General features: G+C 51.0%; 17 protein-coding genes. 10 read left to right on the top strand and 7 right to left on the bottom strand.

Features of this window, described 5'->3' with window-relative positions; translation table 11 throughout:
• Positions 1-254 precede the first annotated feature (254 nt).
• The 3 genes from KJB30_RS02640 to KJB30_RS02630 all read right to left on the bottom strand — a co-directional run bounded on the left by KJB30_RS02640 (position 255) and on the right by KJB30_RS02630 (position 2,072).
• The gene (locus KJB30_RS02640) at positions 255-1,187 is read right to left on the bottom strand and encodes a helix-turn-helix domain-containing protein (protein ID WP_214296386.1); all 933 of its coding nucleotides are present in this window, start codon (positions 1,185-1,187) and stop codon (positions 255-257) included.
• Positions 1,188-1,216: 29 nt separating this feature from the next.
• A complete protein-coding gene (locus tag KJB30_RS02635) occupies positions 1,217-1,561 on the bottom strand; it encodes a hypothetical protein (RefSeq protein WP_214296385.1) in 345 nt (114 codons plus the stop codon).
• Between the two features lie 73 nt (positions 1,562-1,634).
• Positions 1,635-2,072, bottom strand: coding sequence for a hypothetical protein (locus KJB30_RS02630; RefSeq protein WP_214296384.1), 438 nt, complete (start codon positions 2,070-2,072; stop codon positions 1,635-1,637).
• A gap of 704 nt (positions 2,073-2,776) precedes the next feature.
• Between KJB30_RS02630 and gyrA the strand changes: the two genes are divergently transcribed.
• The 6 genes from gyrA to ispF all read left to right on the top strand — a co-directional run bounded on the left by gyrA (position 2,777) and on the right by ispF (position 9,390).
• On the top strand, positions 2,777-5,311 hold the full coding sequence (gene gyrA, locus KJB30_RS02625) for a DNA gyrase subunit A (RefSeq protein ID WP_214296383.1): 2,535 nt from the start codon (positions 2,777-2,779) through the stop codon (positions 5,309-5,311).
• Positions 5,312-5,378: 67 nt separating this feature from the next.
• Positions 5,379-6,956, top strand: coding sequence for a HEAT repeat domain-containing protein (locus KJB30_RS02620; RefSeq protein WP_214296382.1), 1,578 nt, complete (start codon positions 5,379-5,381; stop codon positions 6,954-6,956).
• The gene (locus KJB30_RS02615) at positions 6,946-7,959 is read left to right on the top strand and encodes an NAD(P)H-dependent glycerol-3-phosphate dehydrogenase (protein WP_214296381.1); all 1,014 of its coding nucleotides are present in this window, start codon (positions 6,946-6,948) and stop codon (positions 7,957-7,959) included. The genes KJB30_RS02620 and KJB30_RS02615 overlap by 11 nt, the downstream gene beginning before the upstream one ends.
• Before the next feature lie 168 nt (positions 7,960-8,127).
• Positions 8,128-8,367 (top strand): hypothetical protein, encoded by a 240-nt coding sequence (locus KJB30_RS02610; protein ID WP_214296380.1) that lies wholly within the window; start codon positions 8,128-8,130, stop codon positions 8,365-8,367.
• Positions 8,364-8,786, top strand: a complete 423-nt coding sequence (locus KJB30_RS02605) for a putative toxin-antitoxin system toxin component, PIN family (RefSeq protein ID WP_214296379.1) — start codon at positions 8,364-8,366, stop codon at positions 8,784-8,786. The genes KJB30_RS02610 and KJB30_RS02605 overlap by 4 nt, the downstream gene beginning before the upstream one ends.
• 127 nt (positions 8,787-8,913) lie before the next feature.
• A complete protein-coding gene (gene ispF / locus KJB30_RS02600; RefSeq protein ID WP_214296378.1) occupies positions 8,914-9,390 on the top strand; it encodes a 2-C-methyl-D-erythritol 2,4-cyclodiphosphate synthase in 477 nt (158 codons plus the stop codon).
• 81 nt (positions 9,391-9,471) lie between these two features.
• Here the strand turns inward: ispF and KJB30_RS02595 are convergent, their stop codons facing one another.
• Positions 9,472-10,374, bottom strand: a complete 903-nt coding sequence (locus tag KJB30_RS02595) for a DnaJ C-terminal domain-containing protein (protein WP_214296377.1) — start codon at positions 10,372-10,374, stop codon at positions 9,472-9,474.
• Positions 10,375-10,518: 144 nt separating this feature from the next.
• Here KJB30_RS02595 and hemG point away from each other — a divergent pair, with 144 nt between their 5' ends.
• The gene (gene hemG, locus KJB30_RS02590) at positions 10,519-11,925 is read left to right on the top strand and encodes a protoporphyrinogen oxidase (RefSeq protein ID WP_214296376.1); all 1,407 of its coding nucleotides are present in this window, start codon (positions 10,519-10,521) and stop codon (positions 11,923-11,925) included.
• A gap of 87 nt (positions 11,926-12,012) precedes the next feature.
• Here the strand turns inward: hemG and radC are convergent, their stop codons facing one another.
• Positions 12,013-12,702 carry a RadC family protein gene (gene radC, locus KJB30_RS02585; protein WP_214296375.1) on the bottom strand — a complete coding sequence of 230 codons (690 nt, stop codon included), beginning with the start codon at positions 12,700-12,702 and terminating at the stop codon, positions 12,013-12,015.
• Positions 12,703-12,729: 27 nt separating this feature from the next.
• The gene (uppP, locus tag KJB30_RS02580; RefSeq protein ID WP_214296374.1) at positions 12,730-13,551 is read right to left on the bottom strand and encodes an undecaprenyl-diphosphatase UppP; all 822 of its coding nucleotides are present in this window, start codon (positions 13,549-13,551) and stop codon (positions 12,730-12,732) included.
• A gap of 191 nt (positions 13,552-13,742) precedes the next feature.
• On the opposite strand from uppP, the gene KJB30_RS02575 reads away from it, so the two are divergent.
• On the top strand, positions 13,743-14,363 hold the full coding sequence (locus KJB30_RS02575; protein WP_214296373.1) for a DUF47 domain-containing protein: 621 nt from the start codon (positions 13,743-13,745) through the stop codon (positions 14,361-14,363).
• Positions 14,356-15,357, top strand: a complete 1,002-nt coding sequence (locus tag KJB30_RS02570) for an inorganic phosphate transporter (RefSeq protein WP_214296372.1) — start codon at positions 14,356-14,358, stop codon at positions 15,355-15,357. Before KJB30_RS02575 ends, KJB30_RS02570 begins: the two co-directional genes overlap by 8 nt.
• 55 nt (positions 15,358-15,412) lie before the next feature.
• On the opposite strand, the gene KJB30_RS02565 is transcribed toward KJB30_RS02570, so the two are convergent.
• Positions 15,413-15,895 carry a DUF2062 domain-containing protein gene (locus KJB30_RS02565; RefSeq protein ID WP_214296371.1) on the bottom strand — a complete coding sequence of 161 codons (483 nt, stop codon included), beginning with the start codon at positions 15,893-15,895 and terminating at the stop codon, positions 15,413-15,415.
• A gap of 88 nt (positions 15,896-15,983) precedes the next feature.
• Here KJB30_RS02565 and KJB30_RS02560 point away from each other — a divergent pair, with 88 nt between their 5' ends.
• On the top strand, positions 15,984-17,285 hold the full coding sequence (locus KJB30_RS02560) for an endonuclease Q family protein (RefSeq protein ID WP_214296370.1): 1,302 nt from the start codon (positions 15,984-15,986) through the stop codon (positions 17,283-17,285).
• Positions 17,286-17,294 lie beyond the last annotated feature (9 nt).

The following is a 17,294-nucleotide window of genomic DNA, read 5'->3' as shown; positions in this document are numbered from 1 at the left end:
GATTCTCTGATTAGGGAGTTGACTGGAAAATGCGACGATCATCAGCTGATCGATCTCAAGGCGCACAATCTTTCGCTGGAGGAGCTAGCAGCATTATATAGTTTCATAAAAGTTCAATATGCTATGTCGCTTCCGTTTATATGGTGCTTTACCATTGTAGAGCGTGCCACTAATCCTAAATGCTAGCTGTGTATGCAATATCAGATTCTAGAAAAAAGTTACTATGGCATTTACGCTTCAATCTACAGCGTCTTCTATTTTTCTTCACCATCCAACTCCTCTCGTAGCCAACTCGACATACGGATGAAATCATCCGTACTGTCGGCGTCAGGAAGGCGTCTAACCTCATCCTGCAAAAACTGCTTCTGCTCCATAGAAAAACTGCGCATCTGGTTTATGTAATAATAGTGGGTAGCGCGAAGATTTGTGACATGCTTGCAATATGAATTGAATCCTTCCAAGTCATATAGTTTAAGGGCGGCGACGCGTTGCAACCAGAGGTCTTTGCCTTCAATAGCAGGGGTCTCTGCCGGGGATGTTTGTGCAATGGCTAAAAGCATCTTTTTCCCACCTAAACAACTTCCAACCATAAGTACGCTAAAATAAAGGGCTCGGCTTAGGAGGTCAAAACGATGGTACGCTTCAGCGTCACTGCCTTTGCTTAAGTCATTTTTATTTTGTAGTTTTCCCTCAAGCCACCAGCTGATGTAATGCTTTATAAGATTTCTGCACGATGGCAACACTTGAGCAAGAACTCTCAGTTGCGTACTCCGCTCTCCCCAAAAATATGTTTCCGCATCATACAGCAATCCTAGGTGTTTAATTGCAAGGCCATTTGTTGCCAAATCAAAGGCCTTGCGTTGTTGATCGGAGCAGGCGGCAACAATTGCATCTCTGTAAAGTGGCCTTTTGAGCAGTTGCTGGTATAGCGGAGATTCGAAGCCTTGTTGAAGAAGGACTTCCAAGCCTCGATAGAGCACAACTATTGGGGGGACTTCAGGAAACAATATCTGTTTTTTTTGTGCCAGAGATCGCCTCAGTCTATCCAAGGCTGAAATAAAGTTGGGTGTTTCCCGGAGGTAGAAATAACGACCCAAGCTATAACCGAGATCATCCTTACTCAGATTTCCTCGAATATCTTTATTCAAGATATCAAGAGCGGATCTTTCCACACAATAACCACACATATCGTCTCCTATAAACGAAAGTAAATCGGTTATTCGTCTTCAACTTCGTCTGCAGGAACGTCCTCGTTTTGTAGGAACGCTTTTTGGATATCAGGAAGGTACTGTTCCAGTAGTCTACCTGGTACCTTGCGGTAGTGAGATAAATCATCTTCCGCAACAACGAGTAGAAAATCATCAAAGGGTATAAGAGTGCGTTCATTGCCGGAAAGTTCTCTTGCGATATTTTTCAAAAAATAGTCGTCAAGTCGAGTAACTGCGGATATTGAGCGGAGTTGTGGCCAAGAGATACGGAAGGGTTCAAAAGATCCATTGGCAAAATTTTCATCATACAAATTGGAAAGAATGTTTGCCGTTTCGGCTGCTGTGCGTGGCATTCTGGGCCTCCTAGAGTTATTGTTGACCCAGTATGGCACAAATGCACGACAGATTTTGACGCGCAAAGATAAATTATGTCAATTCAGTTATAAGTGAAGGTTCTGGGCGGCTCACTAGGTATATGCCCCTTTCATCCCTTATAAACCACACGTCACCAGAGAGATTTGCATAAGCACTTAAATGTAATTGGATTTTAATCTCACCGGTGTGGCTCACATGGTGCCTGGTGGCTGAATGAAATATACTCCTTGTCATGGCAGCCATTTGTTCTTCGGTAAGGCTACTCGATGCTTTGATGTCATGTTCAAATTTTCTATATTTATGTGGTAAAAATAACCGAATACACCTGACTTTAGAATCATATCCCTGCATCGGCATAATATATCTTGTCAATATAAGTTGCTTAGGTCTCTTGCTATTTATTAAAGTGTTTAAAATCTTTGACGGGATTACTAGTTTGGCCTGCACGTCAATTGTGGCCGGAATTATGTCATAAGCCTTTTCAATCATCTTCTCTCCTTATCCTTATGTTGAATATTTTTGGGATATGGGGATGGTGCTCCAGTCTAATTGGTATCGTGCGGTAGGCAACAACGAATAGAAGATTAGGGTATAAGAGTGCGTTCATTGTTGGAATTCAGACTATAGTTTTCATCATTCGGAGTGGAAAGAATGCTTGCCGTTTTGGTTGCTGTTCGTGTCATTGTGGATCTTCTTGAACTACTGCAAGATCTAATATTGCATGGGCACACGACAAAATCTGTCGTGTGAAATGGCCTATTGAGCCACATCTTTCCCCCTTGATCGTCAGTAACTTTGATTTTAACCTCCAAGCCAGTTAGATGGTCCCCCAGGGGGAGGGGGACAGTTATTATTAACTATTCTCTTGGCTGACAATTCATGATAATATCCGCTCCTATTTGTCCAGGATAATTCCCTTCTGAGATATCCCAGGTCGGCCTCCTAATTTTTAGTCAGTAGAATTAATGCACTAATAAGGGCCATTCTGCAGGAATTTTGCAGTAATCGGGTCATTTTAATGCATTAAATGGGGGAACACGTGCTCATAAGATATTGAAAATGTGTCAGAAGAAAAAAGCATAATCGAGGCGTCCTACATGTTGTTGTTGGTTGTTGTTGTGCTAGCCGTCGACGTGAGACAACAGCTCATCACCAGTCAATCCAATCATTATCAGTTGATATAAGAGGGATCAATGCTTACCAACCCCAGTAACAAGATATCCGTCAACATTGAAGACGAAATGAAACGCTCCTACATGGATTACGCCATGTCGGTTATTATCGGCCGAGCTCTGCCGGACGTGCGCGATGGTCTCAAGCCGGTTCATAGACGCTGCCTGTACGCCATGTATGACATGGGCAATGACTACAACAAACCGTACAAAAAATCGGCCCGTGTAGTCGGTGATGTTATCGGTAAATACCATCCGCACGGCGATACCGCTGCCTACGACACTATTGTGCGTATGGCCCAGGACTTCTCGCTGCGTTACATGCTGGTTGATGGTCAGGGAAACTTCGGCTCCGTGGATGGCGACTCTCCGGCTGCCATGCGTTATACCGAGATCCGTCTGCGCCAGCTCTCCAACGAACTGCTGGCTGATCTGGATAAAGAAACCGTCAACATGACTCCCAACTACAATGACGAGTTTCTTGAACCGACCGTTTTGCCCTCCAAGTTCCCCAACCTGCTGGTTAACGGTTCCACCGGTATCGCAGTCGGCATGGCCACCAACATCCCGCCCCACAACCTGGGCGAGGTCATTGACGGTATCATCGCTGTCATCAACAACCCGGATATCACCTATGAGGAATTACTGGAAAAAGTTCCGGGCCCGGATTTTCCTACAGGCGCAACCATTTACGGTCGTCAGGGAATCAGGGATGCCTATGCCACCGGTCGCGGCATCATTCAGATCAGGGCCAAGGCCCATGTGGAAGTGGCCAAGAAATCCGAGCGTCAGTCAATCATAATCACCGAACTCCCTTACCAGGTCAATAAGGCCCGTCTGATCGAGAAAATTGCGGAGCTGGTCAAAGAGAGGAAGGTCGAGGGTATCACTGAAATCCGTGATGAATCCGACCGCGAAGGAATGCGGATCGTAATCGAGGTCAAGCGGGACGAGAACGCCGAGGTTCTGCTTAATCAGCTCTACAAGCAGACCCAGCTGCAGACCTCCTTCGGTATCATCATGCTGGCTATTGTGCATAATCGTCCCAGGGTATTGTCCCTGCGCCAGATGATGGACTGCTTCGTCGAGCATCGTTGCGAAGTGGTTACACGGCGAACCAACTTCGAGCTGAAAAAAGCCCTGGCACGTGCCCATATCCTGGAAGGTCTCAAGATCGCCCTGGACTGGCTCGATGCAGTCATCGAGCTGATCCGGGAGTCCAAGACTCCGCCTGAGGCCAAGCAGGGGCTGATGGAAGGCCGCTTTGCCGATGCCGATTATCTTCAGCGACTGCAGCTGCCGGTGCCCGCAGGTTATGAGGGTGCAGTGCAGCTGTCGGAAATTCAGGCCCAGGCTATTCTTGAAATGCGTTTGCAGCGTTTGACCGGTCTGGAGCGGGATAAAATTATCGCTGAATATGAGGAAGTGCTCAAATTCATCGCTCGTTTGCGTGAAATTCTGGCTTCAGATACTGAGATCCTCAAGATCATTGTCACCGAGTTGACCGAAATCCGTGACAAATTTGGCGACAAGCGCCGCTCGGAGATCGTGGACAAGACCGCTGACATTTCTCTGGAAGACACCATTGAGGACGAGGAGATGGTGGTAACAATCTCCCACACCGGCTATATCAAGCGTAGCGCAGTGGATCTTTATCGCTCTCAGAGACGGGGGGGCAAGGGCAAAACCGGTATGAAGACGCGGGATGAAGATTTTGTCGAACAGCTCTTCATTGCTTCGACCAAGGATTACCTGCTCTGCTTTACCGACGCCGGTCGCATGTACTGGCTCAAAGTATACGAGATTCCCGAAGGAAGCCGCACCACTAAAGGCAAGGCTGTGGTCAACCTGGTCAATGTGGCCATGGACGAAAAAATCACCACCATTTTGCCGGTTAAGGAATTCACCGAAAACACCTATCTCTTCATGGCCACCAGGAATGGTGTAGTCAAGAAAACGCCGCTGGTCGAGTACTCCAATGTGCGTAGTGGCGGCATTATTGCCGTCAAACTTGATGATGGAGACAAGCTGATTTCCGTGGCCCTGACCGATGGGTCCAAGGACGTTTTCTTGGCCTCCCGTGAAGGCAAGGCGATCCGTTTCAACGAGGATGATGCACGCCCCATGGGGCGTGTTACTCGCGGTGTGCGGGGTATGATGCTTTCGCCCAAAGACGAAGTGATCGGCATGGAGATTGTTGATAACGCCGCTGTTGGCTCGACTATCTTCACTGTTTGTGAAAACGGCTACGGTAAGCGGACCGATCTCGATGAATATCGGGACCAGAGCCGGGGGGGCAAAGGTATCATCACCATCAAGACAACCGAGCGCAACGGCAGTGTTGTCAATGTCATGCAGGTCGCCGATGATAACGATCTGATGGTGATTACCGACAACGGCAAGATCCTGCGCGTACCGGTCTCCGGTTTCTCGGTGATCGGAAGAAACACCCAGGGGGTACGCCTGATCACCACCGAAGAGAAGGAAAAAGTTGTGGCCGTCGCACGTCTGGCGGAGAAGGAAGAAGACGAAGAAGGGGATGAAATTGTAGATTAAGGTTCAGGTTTAAGGACTAGGAGAATTTCAACCTTAACCTTAACCTTAACCTCACCCTGATTTCCATATGACCAGACCCTTTAAAATCGACAAAACCTTGCGTGAGCGGCGACGGATCATCCGCCTGCTGGATTTTCTCAAGCGTGAAGACTTGACCACTGACCAGATGGAACGGATCGGCAAGCGCTTGCAGAAATCTGGCCGTCGGGCATTGAGCCCGCTTGTGCGTAAGTTATGGCATGAGAAAAACGGTACTGCCATATACCGCTACGCCTGCATGCTGGATTTCTTTGACGATTCCTCCTGGCTCGACCAACTCGTACAGATCACCCTTAGAAGGACCGATCTGGAAGAGGAGGGACGCATGGCGCTTCTGGATGCGTTGCAGGATTATGGTATTGATGTCACAGCTCCTCCTTTTGCAGGCCTGGTCGGTTACGGGGCGGCCTCCATTGATGCTTTTATCAAGGAGTGCCTCAAAGATGGCGAACGTGGCCTGGTGCGGTTCATGGACATGTTTCTGGATGCAGCTGATGAAATCCGGGAGCGGATGATTCACTGTCTCTCAGAAGAAGGCACACCTGATGCCGTTGCCTTGCTGGAGATCCTGCTCTCTTTTGAGCAACCCGAGGTTGTTCGCGAGGCAATCATAACCTTGGGCAAAGTAAAAAGCGGATTTTCCCTGGGTGTTCTTACCAGGGCGGAACAGCGTCATGAGGGAGAGATTGTTGACCTGATCAGACGCAGTATTCGACGGCTCTCTTTCATGGGGATTCGTGAACCAAACGAACTGCCTCACACTTTCCCGGTGCCGCTTCCTTTTCATCAGGTGCAGGCAGGTCCTCTGGATATCTATGGTGCGCGTTCGCTCCTCTTTTCCTGGAGCCTTGAAGATTCTTCTCTGGCGGCTCTACTCTTGCTGGTGGGAGAGTCGGACGGGGTTATCAATGCCCTCAGCTACCGCATCAAGGACGAGCGCGAGTTTGCGGCGGTGCTGCGGGAGGTGGCTGCCGGGGAACTGCTGGAACCTGTCGAGCCTAGTTATGCTGTGGCAGTGCTTAAGGATGCACTTTATCACAGTCGTGAAAAGGGCTACTACCTGCCGCCGGATTTTTATGTGGATATGCGCCTGTTCAGCCCCGACTCACTGCGGCCGGAGCCGTATGTACCGCGCTTCAGCATGTCTCATCTGGACGGTATCGTCGCACGCATTCCGGGTTATGTGACTACAAGTAACGAACTGCTGGACTGTACCAGCCTTGAAGGATGGCTACTTTCGGAGCCGGCCGTTTATGACGCTGTAGATCGCCTTGAAGCGCTGGAGAAAAAAAACAGGGATGGGATCATTCCCGAACAGGAGCTTGAAGTTGAGCTGGCACGTTTCTGCAAGGAACTGATCATCCCGCGCCGGGCAGAGATAATCAAACGTCTGCTCCTGATTGCAGATTATATGCAACAGGTCAAGAGTGATGAAACACAGGTGCAGCATACCCTCGCCTGTGCTTTGAGTCTCGTAGGGGGCTTTCTGCCTGAAGTGCGTCACCCTTTTATCCGGCGGTTGATGCTGGACAGTATTGAAACTGCCCGTCAAGCCATGGCAGAAGGATATGACTTGAGGATGGAGGAAAGTTTTGATGAAGAGTAATGGTGAGCGTATCGCCGTAATTGGCGGGGGCAGCTGGGGCACGGCATTGGCCGATGTGCTGGCTCGCAATGGCCGCGACACAACATTATGGATATTTGAGCAGGATCTTGCCGCGGAAATGGCAGCAAATCGGATCAACACGCTTTATCTTCCCGGGTTTAACCTGCATCCGGCGCTGCAATGTACCAGCAATCTTTCCGAAGCACTTGCCGATCGCACCATGATCCTGCTGGTCACACCAGTGCAGGTCATGCGTACTGTTCTCTCCCAAGCTGCTGAACTGATTGGTCATGATACGGTAATTGTCAATGCATCAAAGGGAATTGAGCTGAAAACTCTGCTCCCCGTTTCCAGGATCTGCGCTGAAATGCTGGGTGAAGAGAGTCTCAACCGCTACGTAGCCCTCTCCGGTCCTACCTTTGCCCGCGAAGTGGCCGCCGGTCTGCCGTCGCTGATCGTGGCTGCCTCCCGCAATGAAAAGTGCGCCCAGCGGGTGCAGAGCGCTTTCAGTAATCCTACCTTCAGGGCATACACCAATAACGATGTCACTGGCGTAGAACTGGGTGGAGCTGTCAAGAATGTCATCGCCATTGCTGCCGGTATCTGCGACGGTCTCGGCTTCGGTCATAATGCGCGTGCCGCCCTGATAACCCGTGGTCTTGCAGAAATGAATCGTCTTGGAGTGGCCATGGGTGCCCAGCCAGGCACATTTGCCGGTCTGGCAGGCATGGGCGACCTGGTGCTGACCTGCACAGGTGATCTGTCTCGCAATCGCACGGTTGGTTTCAAGCTGGGTCAGGGGATGCGTCTTGCGGAAATTCTTGCCGAGATGCATATGGTGGCCGAAGGGGTCAAAACAGCTGAATCAGTCTATCAACTTTCCCGCAGCCTGGGGGTTGAGATGCCGATTGTGGAAAAGGCTTTTCAGATCCTTCACGAGGATAAGCCGGCCCGGGAAGCAGTCACGGAACTAATGGCGCGGGATTTGAAAGCAGAGGGGTAGTCTTCGATCTTAGTGACTATGAATAGTTCTGAAAGGCCCCGATGCTGACTGCATCGGGGCTTTTGTGTACTGGAGGGGCGTACATGTCGCAATCGGTAAGAATTTTTAGATAAGCTGCGCTCATAACGTGGTAACATTGCGGCAACAAAGGGATAAAGGGGGCCTGTCATGCTCGCTCACAAACAATACATAACTATCACCGATCCTGCCAGGCTGGAATTGACTAATCTGCCGTTTCGGAAAGGGCAGCGTGTTGAAGTGGTGCTGATTGCCGAGGACAATGATAAGGCAACAAGGCTTGACGAGTTGCGGGCATTGTTTAAGACCACGCAAGCATTGCAGCACGTCCAGGCGATCAGTGACGAAATGATTGCCGAAGAGATCGAAGCCTATCGGGCAGGCCGATGAAGGTCGTCATCGGTACCAATGTACTGGTATCAGCCATTTTAAGGAATCGAATCCCGGAGGCAGTTATCTTGTTCGTTGCCGGCAACGATGATATGGAATGGGTCGTTTCGCCCGAAATCATGGCCGAATATCGCGAGGTGCTTTCCCGCCCCAAGTTTGCGTTGCCGCCAGAAATGCTTGCTCAATGGTTTGAGTTATTGGAGCGTTTTACCGTAACGTGTCACACTGGCTTGACAATCGACTTTCCCCGCGATCAGAAGGATGCCAAATTCCTTTCCTGTGCCATTGATAGCGGCGCTGATTTCTTTATTACCGGCGACCGGGATTTCAGTCAGGCACAGCGACTTCTCACCACGACAATTCTTTCCGTGACACAATTTAAAACTCATATCTGTGATCGGTTGATGACGCCGGCATGATCATATGCCGAAGACACATCGACGCAAAGTGTGAGCCGGTTTATCAGCATATTATGACACCAACGCTGGACAAGAGCGTGGTGTGTATTCAAGGATTCAATCTTATTTTACCTAAAGGAAGGGAACTATGCGCATAGGACACGGGTACGACGTCCACCGTCTGGTGGAGGGGAGAAAGCTGATCATGGGGGGCGTGGAAATTCCCTGGGAAAAAGGGCTTCTGGGGCATTCGGATGCCGATGTGTTGTTGCATGCCATTGCCGATGCCATTCTGGGAGCCATTGGTGAAGGTGATATCGGCAAGCATTTCCCCGATACCGATCCAGCCTTCAAGGGGGCTGACAGTATGAAGCTGCTGGCTCATGTGATGGGGGTGGCGGACAGCCGGGGCTATTGTCTTGGAAATGTCGATGCGACCATTATTGCCCAGCGTCCAAAGATGGCGCCCCATATCCAGCAGATGCGAGAGAACATTGCCCGGGTGCTGAATGCGGTGGTCGGACAGGTCAATGTCAAGGCCACCACCGAGGAAGGGCTCGGTTTTACCGGCACCGGCGAGGGAATTTCAGCCCATGCCGTTGTGTTGATGAGGTTGAAAGACTGATCAATCAAGAGTTGAAAAATTGAAAAGGCCTCCGCAGATTACATCCGCGGAGGCCTTTTTGTTTGTGCTGACAACTACCGGTTACAGCCCCTTTCGAGCCAGTTCTTCTACTAGTTTTTTCTGATCTCCGTTAAGCGTTTCCGGCACATGCACGGTTACTTTTACAAAGAGATCGCCTTTGGCGTTTGAGCCCAGCGGCTTGACTCCGAATCCCTTTAGACGGATTTTTGTCCCGGGCTGAATTCCGGAAGCGATTTTGATGCGCTTGTCACCTTCCAGTGTCGGAATGTCCAGGGACGTGCCGAGACATGCGGCACTGAAAGGGATCTGTCGCTCCACGAAAAGATCACTGCCGTCGCGTGTGAAGACCGGGTCAGGCAGTACTCTTATGATCAGGAAAAGGTCGCCGGCAGGACCGCCCCCCTCCCCTTGTCCCCCCTTGCCGCTGATCCGGATCTTGCTGCCGTTGTCGACTCCCGCCGGTACCTTGACCTTGAGTTCCTCGCGCTTGCCGTTGCGCCGGAAGGCGATAATCTTTTCCGCACCATTAATGGCATCCCGAAAGCTGATGTCGGTTTCCATTTCCAGGTCGCTGCCCCTCTGTAAACCCTGCCGGTAACCTCCCCCCATCCCTCCACCCCGTCCGAAAGCACCGCCGAACAGACGTGAGAAGATGTCTTCATTGCCGCCCATGCCCATATCCTTGAAGGTTCCGCCGAAATCAAAACCTCGGAAGATATCCTCCTGGCTGTATTGCTGGTGGAACCCGTTGGAGCCGAAGGTGTCATATTGTTCTTTCTTTTTGGGATCCGAAAGAACGGCATAGGCCTCATTAATCTCTTTGAACTTGTCTTCTGCAGATTTGTCTCCAGGATTTCGGTCGGGGTGATATTTGACTGCCAGTTTACGAAAGGCCTTTTTTATCTCCTCGGGAGTGGCTTTCTTATCAAGCCCGAGTGCTTTGTAATAATCAGTTTGCGCCATGTTGGTGTCCTCTTAAAATTAAATCTGTTGTTACAGCTAATGTAAAGCGCCTTGCACTGGCTGTCAATGAAAGGGGATGCCTTGACAGCCAATTGCGGCGGACGTAGTATCTTTTCCAGACCATTAAGGAAAAAAGGAATCCCCATGAAAAAAGTCATTGTCATTGGTGGCGGCATCTCCGGATTGTCGACTGCCTGGTTACTGAGGGATAAGGCGCTTAAAGCAGGAAAAGATCTGGATCTGACGCTTCTGGAAAAGGAGACCTGTACCGGTGGTAAAATCCGCAGTATTAAAGCGGATGGGTATCTCTGCGAGTGGGGCCCCAATGGATTTCTGGACAGTAAACCCCAGACCCTTGATCTCTGCAGAGCAATTGGTGTCGAACAAAACCTGCACCGCAGCAATGACAACGCCCGTAAACGTTTCATCTTTTCCGGCGGAGAGCTGCATCGTCTGCCGGAAAACGGTCCATCTTTCCTCAAGAGTCGTCTGATATCCTGGCCGGGCAAGCTGCGCCTGGCTTTGGAACCAACTCCCTTTGTTGCCTCGGCACCCCGGGGCGAGGATGAATCACTTGCTGCTTTCGGCCGCCGCCGCCTGGGCCAGGAAGCTCTGGACAAATTGATTGCGCCAATGGTATCCGGAATCTTTGCCGGCGATCCGGAAACCATGTCGCTGATTTCCTGTTTTCCACGCATTGCCGAACTGGAGCGGGAATACGGCGGGTTAGTGAAAGCGATGGTCATGCTGGCCAAGAAGAAAAAACAGGATGTTGCCCAAGGCAAGGTTGTTTCCAGTGCCGCCGGTCCCGGCGGGGTTCTTACCTCCTTCCGGGAAGGAATCCAGTACCTTTCCGATGCTCTGGCTGAGTCCCTGGGAGATGTTGTCCGCTCGGGCAGCCCGGTAGTGCGGGTGGAAAAGGGGAGCAGCAGCCGCTATCGCCTGACCGGTCAGGACGGCAGCATTCATGAAGCTGATCTCGTCATCGTGGCTGCCCCCGCCTTTGCAGCAGCATCCATGCTGGAGGAGTTTGACCCTGCCGTCACCTCTGTTTTGAACCAGATTCGCTATGCCAGCATGACGGTTATCTGCTGCGGCTATGAATGTGAAAGTATCGCTCATCCGCTGGATGGCTTCGGCTATCTGATTCCAAAAAAAGAGGGTCTCAGCACTCTTGGTACCCTGTGGGATTCAAGCATGTTTGAAAATCGTGCACCCCAGGGAACTGTATTGCTGCGCAGCATGATGGGTGGAGCCTGTTTTCCGGAATATATCAAGTTGAGTGATGACGAGGTACTTGCACGGGTAAGGCAGGATCTGCGTACCGTCATGGGAATCGAGGCCACACCTTCTTTTGTACGCATCTTCCGGCACCAGCAGGCCATTCCCCAGTATACTGTCGGTCACGGGAAGAGACTTGCGGCACTGGATGAACTCTTGCAGCCACATTCGGGGCTGATTCTTACCGGCAACTCCTACCGCGGCATAGGCCTGAACGATTGCGTGGCTGCGGCCCAGCGGGCCTCGGATGAGGCACTGGCGCTGTGCTGATTTTCGACATCACCACGTACAAAGGCTCCTCAAGGGAGCCTTTGTCGTTTCAGGCAACACGGGTCATGTGTCTCCCCTATTTTGTTGCTACAGCAAGCCCTTCTCCACGAAGCTCATGAATTCATCTTCGCCGATGATTATGTGATCCAAAACCCGGATACCCATGATCTCCCCTGCTTCCTTAAGTCGGCGGGTGACGGAGATATCTTCCTGGCTGGGGGCAGGATCACCGGTGGGGTGGTTGTGGATCAAAATTACAGCAGCAGCCGATTCCTTCACGGCGGGGCTGAAGACTTCCCTGGGGTGCACGATACTCTGATTGAGGGAACCTTCGGATATTTGCACGCGGCGAATGATGCGGTTTTTGCCGTCCAGCAGCAGTACCAGAAAATACTCTTTGCGGCTGTCACGGAACTCGTGGTGGAAATAGTCGAATACCTGGCGGGGTGAGGTAAAACGATCCAGGTTTTCCAGTTTGCGGGCCTGAAAACGACTTGCCAGGGCAAAAGCTGCCTTGATGCCGGTAGCTTTTGCGGGACCCATGCCTTTAATGGCGGTAATCTCGGAAATTGTAGCGCTACCCAGTTCACGCAGATTATCACCGAAATGGCTGATGACATCCCGGCCCAGGTCGATGGCGCTTTTCCTGCTGGCGGTGTCGCCGGTGCGAATGATTAGTGCCAGAAGTTCGGCATTGGTCAGGTTGACGGCGCCCATCTTGGCCATCTTTTCCCGTGGTCTCTCATCCTCCGGCCATTCGCTGATGCCACCCCCCATATGCCCTCCTGAATTCCCTGCCTGCCCTTATCCTTTAAACCCTTGCAAGAGGGCAGAAATTACAATTCCTCCGGCAATGACACGGTACCACACGAATGGCGAAATGCTGCGCTTCTGCACGAATTTCAACAGAAAGGCGACACTGATGTACCCGGTTATGGCCGAGGCGACAATTCCTGCCATCATCGGCAGGAATTCCCCGGCAGGTATGCCGTGTTTGGCCAGGTGGATAGTTTTGAGCAGTGCAGCTCCGATGACGATTGGCAGGGATAGCAGGAACGAGAAACGAGCCGCACTTTCCCGAGTAAAGCCGAGTGCAAGTCCAGCTGTAATGGTGATTCCTGAACGGGAAACGCCGGGAAGCAGTGCCAGACATTGCAGCAGACCTATTGTAAGAGCGCTTTTTGTGCCTATTTCCTCCAAGCCCCGCACTTTGCGACCGGCTATATCGGTAATGCCGAGAATGATACCGAAAACGATCAGGAAGATGGCAATCAGCAATGGATTAGATCGAAAGATCTCTTCTACCTTGTGTTCGAACAGCTTGCCTACTACTGCAGCAGGTACAGTGGCTGCTATTATCAGGAAAGGAAGACGTTTGGCCGGCGTATCCAGTGAGCGGCTGGACAAGGCATCAAAAAACGAGGATATCATCTCCATGATGTCTTTGCGAAAATACAGGGTCAGGGCGATGAATGTACCGAGATGCAGGGCTACATCAAAAGTCAGCCCCGACTCCGGCCATTTCAGCAGCCAGGGCACAAGGATCAAATGTGCGGAACTGCTGATGGGAAGGACTTCGGTAAAGCCCTGCAGGGCGCCGAGGACAAGGGCATGTAGCAGATTCATAATGTTCCTTTTCTAATGGAGATGGGGCAGAATACAGCATCAATCCGGCGAAGGCAATACGCAGTAGATTGTTCGCTGGGTAAACCGGACGGGCCGGTGACATTTCTATGGGCAGGCCGAAAAAATCATGCTATTAATAACAGGTTTTACAAGTCTTATATCCAGCTGCTACTGCAGCACGGGGGCGTACTATGTTTGGACTTATTCCCAAAGAAGAAAAATTCTTTCTGCTGTTTAAGCAGATGACCGGCAACATCATCGAGGGCGCTAAACTACTCAAGGAAATGCTGGATAATTTTGATAATCCTTCCGAAAGTCAGCGCAAGATCAAGGATGTGGAGCACAAGGGAGATTCAATTACACATGAGATCATCCAGAAGCTCAACAAGACTTTTGTCACGCCTCTTGATCGTGAAGATATCTATGCGCTGGCATCCAAACTGGACGACATCATCGATCTGATCGATGCCTCTGCGGCGCGGGTCATCATGTACAACGTGGAATCCATTCCGCCCGAAGCCAAGTCGCTGGGGTTCATCATCCTGCAGTCATGCTATGCTGTCGACAAAGCGGTGGCCATGCTGGGCCAGAAGTCCAACGAGCAAATTTTCGCGGCATGCGTGGAAATCAACGCCCTTGAAAATGAAGCTGACCGGGTTTCACGCGAAGCTATCAGCCGGCTGTTTGACGAGGAAAAAGACCCGATCCAGCTGATCAAGTGGAAAGAAATCTACGAGACCCTGGAAAGGGCCACTGACAAATGTGAGGACGCAGCCAATATTCTGGAAAGCGTGGTGGTGAAAAATGCTTGATGCAGCTCTTGTGATGCTCTGTCTGGTCATTCTGGCAGCGCTTCTCTTTGACTATATCAATGGTTTTCATGATACCGCCAATGCCATCGCCACCTGCGTTTCAACCAGGGCGCTATCGGTGAAGGCTGCCATAGTGATGGCAGCAGTGCTTAATTTTGCAGGCGCGATGATTTCCACCAAGGTTGCCGGCACAATCGGCAAGGGCATTGTCGATAGTTCCAATGTAACTCAGATGGTGGTGTTCGCCGGGATCGTCGGAGCGATAGTCTGGAATCTGATCACCTGGTACTACGGACTCCCTTCATCTTCTTCGCACGCAATTATAGGCGGCATCGTGGGATCTGTATTTGCTCACGCCGGTTTAGGCGCCCTGAAATGGGCGGGACTTAAAAAAATCGTTCTGGCATTGCTGATCTCTCCTGTCCTGGGGACTATTGTCGGCTTCATCTTCATGCTGATAATCTACAGAATCTTCGGTAACAAGTCTCCTGGCGGGCTTAACAAGAACTTCCGCAGGCTGCAGGTTCTTTCCGCGGCCTTTATGGCTTTTTCCCATGGAACGGCTGATGCCCAGAAGTCAATGGGTGTTATTACCCTGGCATTGGTCAGCTACGGATTTCTGAAGACTTTTGTCGTGCCCTGGGAGGTAATGGTGGCTTGCGCTGCAGCCATGGCCCTTGGTACTGCAGCCGGGGGATGGCGTATCATCAAGACCGTCGGCAGCGATTTCGTAAAACTCCAGCCGGTGCATGGTTTTTGCGTTGAGACCGCTTCTGCAGGTGTCATCCTGGGCGCCTCGGCCATGGGTATGCCTACCAGTACAACCCATGTCATCACCTCCACGATTCTTGGAGTGGGTCTTTCCAAGCGTTTGAATGCGGTGAACTGGAACGTTGCCAAACGTATCATTGTTGCTTGGATCCTGACTATCCCGGCTTCAGCGCTGATGGCCTATCTGACCTATCAGGTAATGAGTCCGCTGCTCGGTAAATAAATAAAAAAAGGGCGGGAAAACAACCCGCCCTTTCTGATGAAATGATGTATCTGTTTTATTCCAGCTCTTCCCCTACCTCTTCCATTTCCCGCGTCATTTCCTTTAATCCGGCATCCTTGCGCCGGAAGACCACTACCAGCCAGTAGCAGACGAAGTAACTGATAACTGCAGCAGTAAAGCCGATGACCGAGCTCCCCAACAGGAGTGATTTGGCGTATGGCTGAAGAGAGTGCCAATCCAGATCTTTTAATACTAGGACTTTGGCCGGCTTCCCGCTCAGAAAGCGGCCGATATTGTAGCTTGCAACCAGGGCCGGCACGACGGTCAGGGGAGTATTGACCCAGGCCCCGGTTATGCAAGTAACCTTGTTGAGCCGGAATATGAATGCCATGGCAATAGCGAGCGGAGTGTGCAGGCCGAAAAAGGGAGTGAAGCTGATAAATACACCCACGGCAAAGCCGGCTGCGATGTGCCCGGGGTGGCTGTCCAGAGACAGGATGGACTTGAATTGTTTCTTGAGCTTATCCTTATTGATCATAGTGGTATGTTCTACGGTGAAGAGTCTCATCTTGTCAATGATTACGCTTCACCGCTTTAGTGTATTCTGGTAAGATATTGAACTTGTCATGAATATCATAGCAGATCTTCACATTCATTCTTCCTATTCACGTGCTACCAGCAGGGACAGTAATCTGCCGGGACTGGCTGCCTGGGCCGCGATCAAGGGCATTCAGGTGCTGGCTACCGGGGACTTCACCCATCCCGGGTGGTTCAATCTTTTAAAAGAAGAGCTTGTGCCTGCAGAGCCAGGTCTTTTCCGCCTCAAAGACGAAACAACTTTTCCCGCCATATTTCCAGATGTTACCACAGCGCCCGGTCCAATTCGTTTCCTGCTTTCGGCTGAGATAAGCTGCATCTATAAACGTCACGGTGCTGTGCGCAAGGTGCATAACCTTTTGTACGTTCCCGACTTTAATAGCGCAGAACGGATAAATAGCCGCCTGGCCAAAATTGGCAACATTGCTTCGGATGGTCGGCCCATTCTGGGGCTTGACAGTCACGATCTTCTTGAAATTCTCCTGGAGAATGCTCCGGAAGGTTTTTTGGTGCCGGCCCATATCTGGACCCCCTGGTTTTCCCTGTTTGGCTCCCGCTCGGGTTTTGACAGTGTAACGGAATGTTTCGGAGATCTGAGCGAGCATGTCTTCGCACTGGAGACGGGACTTTCTTCGGATCCTGATATGAATCGCTTGATTTCGTCCCTTGACCGTTTCGCCTTAATCTCAAATTCGGACTCTCACTCACCCTCCCGGTTGGGGCGCGAAGCCAATCTTTTTTTCACGGATCTGGATTTCTTTTCTCTGCGTGATGCAATTAAGACGAAACAGCGCGAGACGTTTCGAGGCACAGTGGAATTTTTTCCGGAAGAAGGCAAATATCATTGCGATGGTCACCGAGCCTGTCAAATCTGTCTTGATCCGCTTGAAACACGAAGGCTCGATGGGCGTTGCCCGGTCTGTGGTAAAGCGGTGACCATCGGGGTGTATCACCGGATCATGGACCTGGCCGACCGCTGCCGGCCCGAGCATGCTCCTGGTTCTCCTGAAGTTTTCAGCTTGATCCCTCTTGCCGAAGTGTTAAGCGATATCATCGGTAAGGGGTCGACATCCAAAGAGGTCATGCGCCAATATGCCTGTGCCATCGATTGCTTCGGGTCAGAATTCAACTTGTTACTACATGCGCCGCTGGAGGAGATCCAGCTTGTATCTCCTGCGTTATGCGAAGCGATACGGCGCATGCGAATGGGCCAGGTGGTCAGGCAGCCCGGTTACGATGGTGAGTATGGTGTCATTCGTGCATTTGAGGAAGGAGAGTTGGAGTTGATGAATCTGGAACGAACCGTATTCGCTAAGCAACTTACAAAGTAAGGCAGGAGA

The organism is Pelotalea chapellei, from assembly GCF_018531195.1.
GTDB classification, from domain to species: domain Bacteria; phylum Desulfobacterota; class Desulfuromonadia; order Geobacterales; family Pseudopelobacteraceae; genus Pelotalea; species Pelotalea chapellei.
Note: the sequence above shows the minus strand (reverse complement) of the source record. Positions and strands in the feature narration are given on the sequence as shown.

Coding starts and splice junctions, on each gene's coding strand:
- KJB30_RS02640 (WP_214296386.1), bottom strand. CDS start 1,187: ATGTGTGGTTATTGTGTGGAAAGATCCGCTCTTGATATCTTGAATAAA.
- gyrA (WP_214296383.1), top strand. CDS start 2,777: ATGCTTACCAACCCCAGTAACAAGATATCCGTCAACATTGAAGACGAA.
- KJB30_RS02610 (WP_214296380.1), top strand. CDS start 8,128: ATGCTCGCTCACAAACAATACATAACTATCACCGATCCTGCCAGGCTG.
- KJB30_RS02575 (WP_214296373.1), top strand. CDS start 13,743: ATGTTTGGACTTATTCCCAAAGAAGAAAAATTCTTTCTGCTGTTTAAG.
- ispF (WP_214296378.1), top strand. CDS start 8,914: ATGCGCATAGGACACGGGTACGACGTCCACCGTCTGGTGGAGGGGAGA.
- KJB30_RS02630 (WP_214296384.1), bottom strand. CDS start 2,072: ATGATTGAAAAGGCTTATGACATAATTCCGGCCACAATTGACGTGCAG.
- KJB30_RS02565 (WP_214296371.1), bottom strand. CDS start 15,895: ATGATCAATAAGGATAAGCTCAAGAAACAATTCAAGTCCATCCTGTCT.
- KJB30_RS02570 (WP_214296372.1), top strand. CDS start 14,356: ATGCTTGATGCAGCTCTTGTGATGCTCTGTCTGGTCATTCTGGCAGCG.
- radC (WP_214296375.1), bottom strand. CDS start 12,702: ATGGGGGGTGGCATCAGCGAATGGCCGGAGGATGAGAGACCACGGGAA.
- KJB30_RS02615 (WP_214296381.1), top strand. CDS start 6,946: ATGAAGAGTAATGGTGAGCGTATCGCCGTAATTGGCGGGGGCAGCTGG.
- KJB30_RS02620 (WP_214296382.1), top strand. CDS start 5,379: ATGACCAGACCCTTTAAAATCGACAAAACCTTGCGTGAGCGGCGACGG.
- KJB30_RS02635 (WP_214296385.1), bottom strand. CDS start 1,561: ATGCCACGCACAGCAGCCGAAACGGCAAACATTCTTTCCAATTTGTAT.
- hemG (WP_214296376.1), top strand. CDS start 10,519: ATGAAAAAAGTCATTGTCATTGGTGGCGGCATCTCCGGATTGTCGACT.
- KJB30_RS02595 (WP_214296377.1), bottom strand. CDS start 10,374: ATGGCGCAAACTGATTATTACAAAGCACTCGGGCTTGATAAGAAAGCC.
- uppP (WP_214296374.1), bottom strand. CDS start 13,551: ATGAATCTGCTACATGCCCTTGTCCTCGGCGCCCTGCAGGGCTTTACC.
- KJB30_RS02560 (WP_214296370.1), top strand. CDS start 15,984: ATGAATATCATAGCAGATCTTCACATTCATTCTTCCTATTCACGTGCT.
- KJB30_RS02605 (WP_214296379.1), top strand. CDS start 8,364: ATGAAGGTCGTCATCGGTACCAATGTACTGGTATCAGCCATTTTAAGG.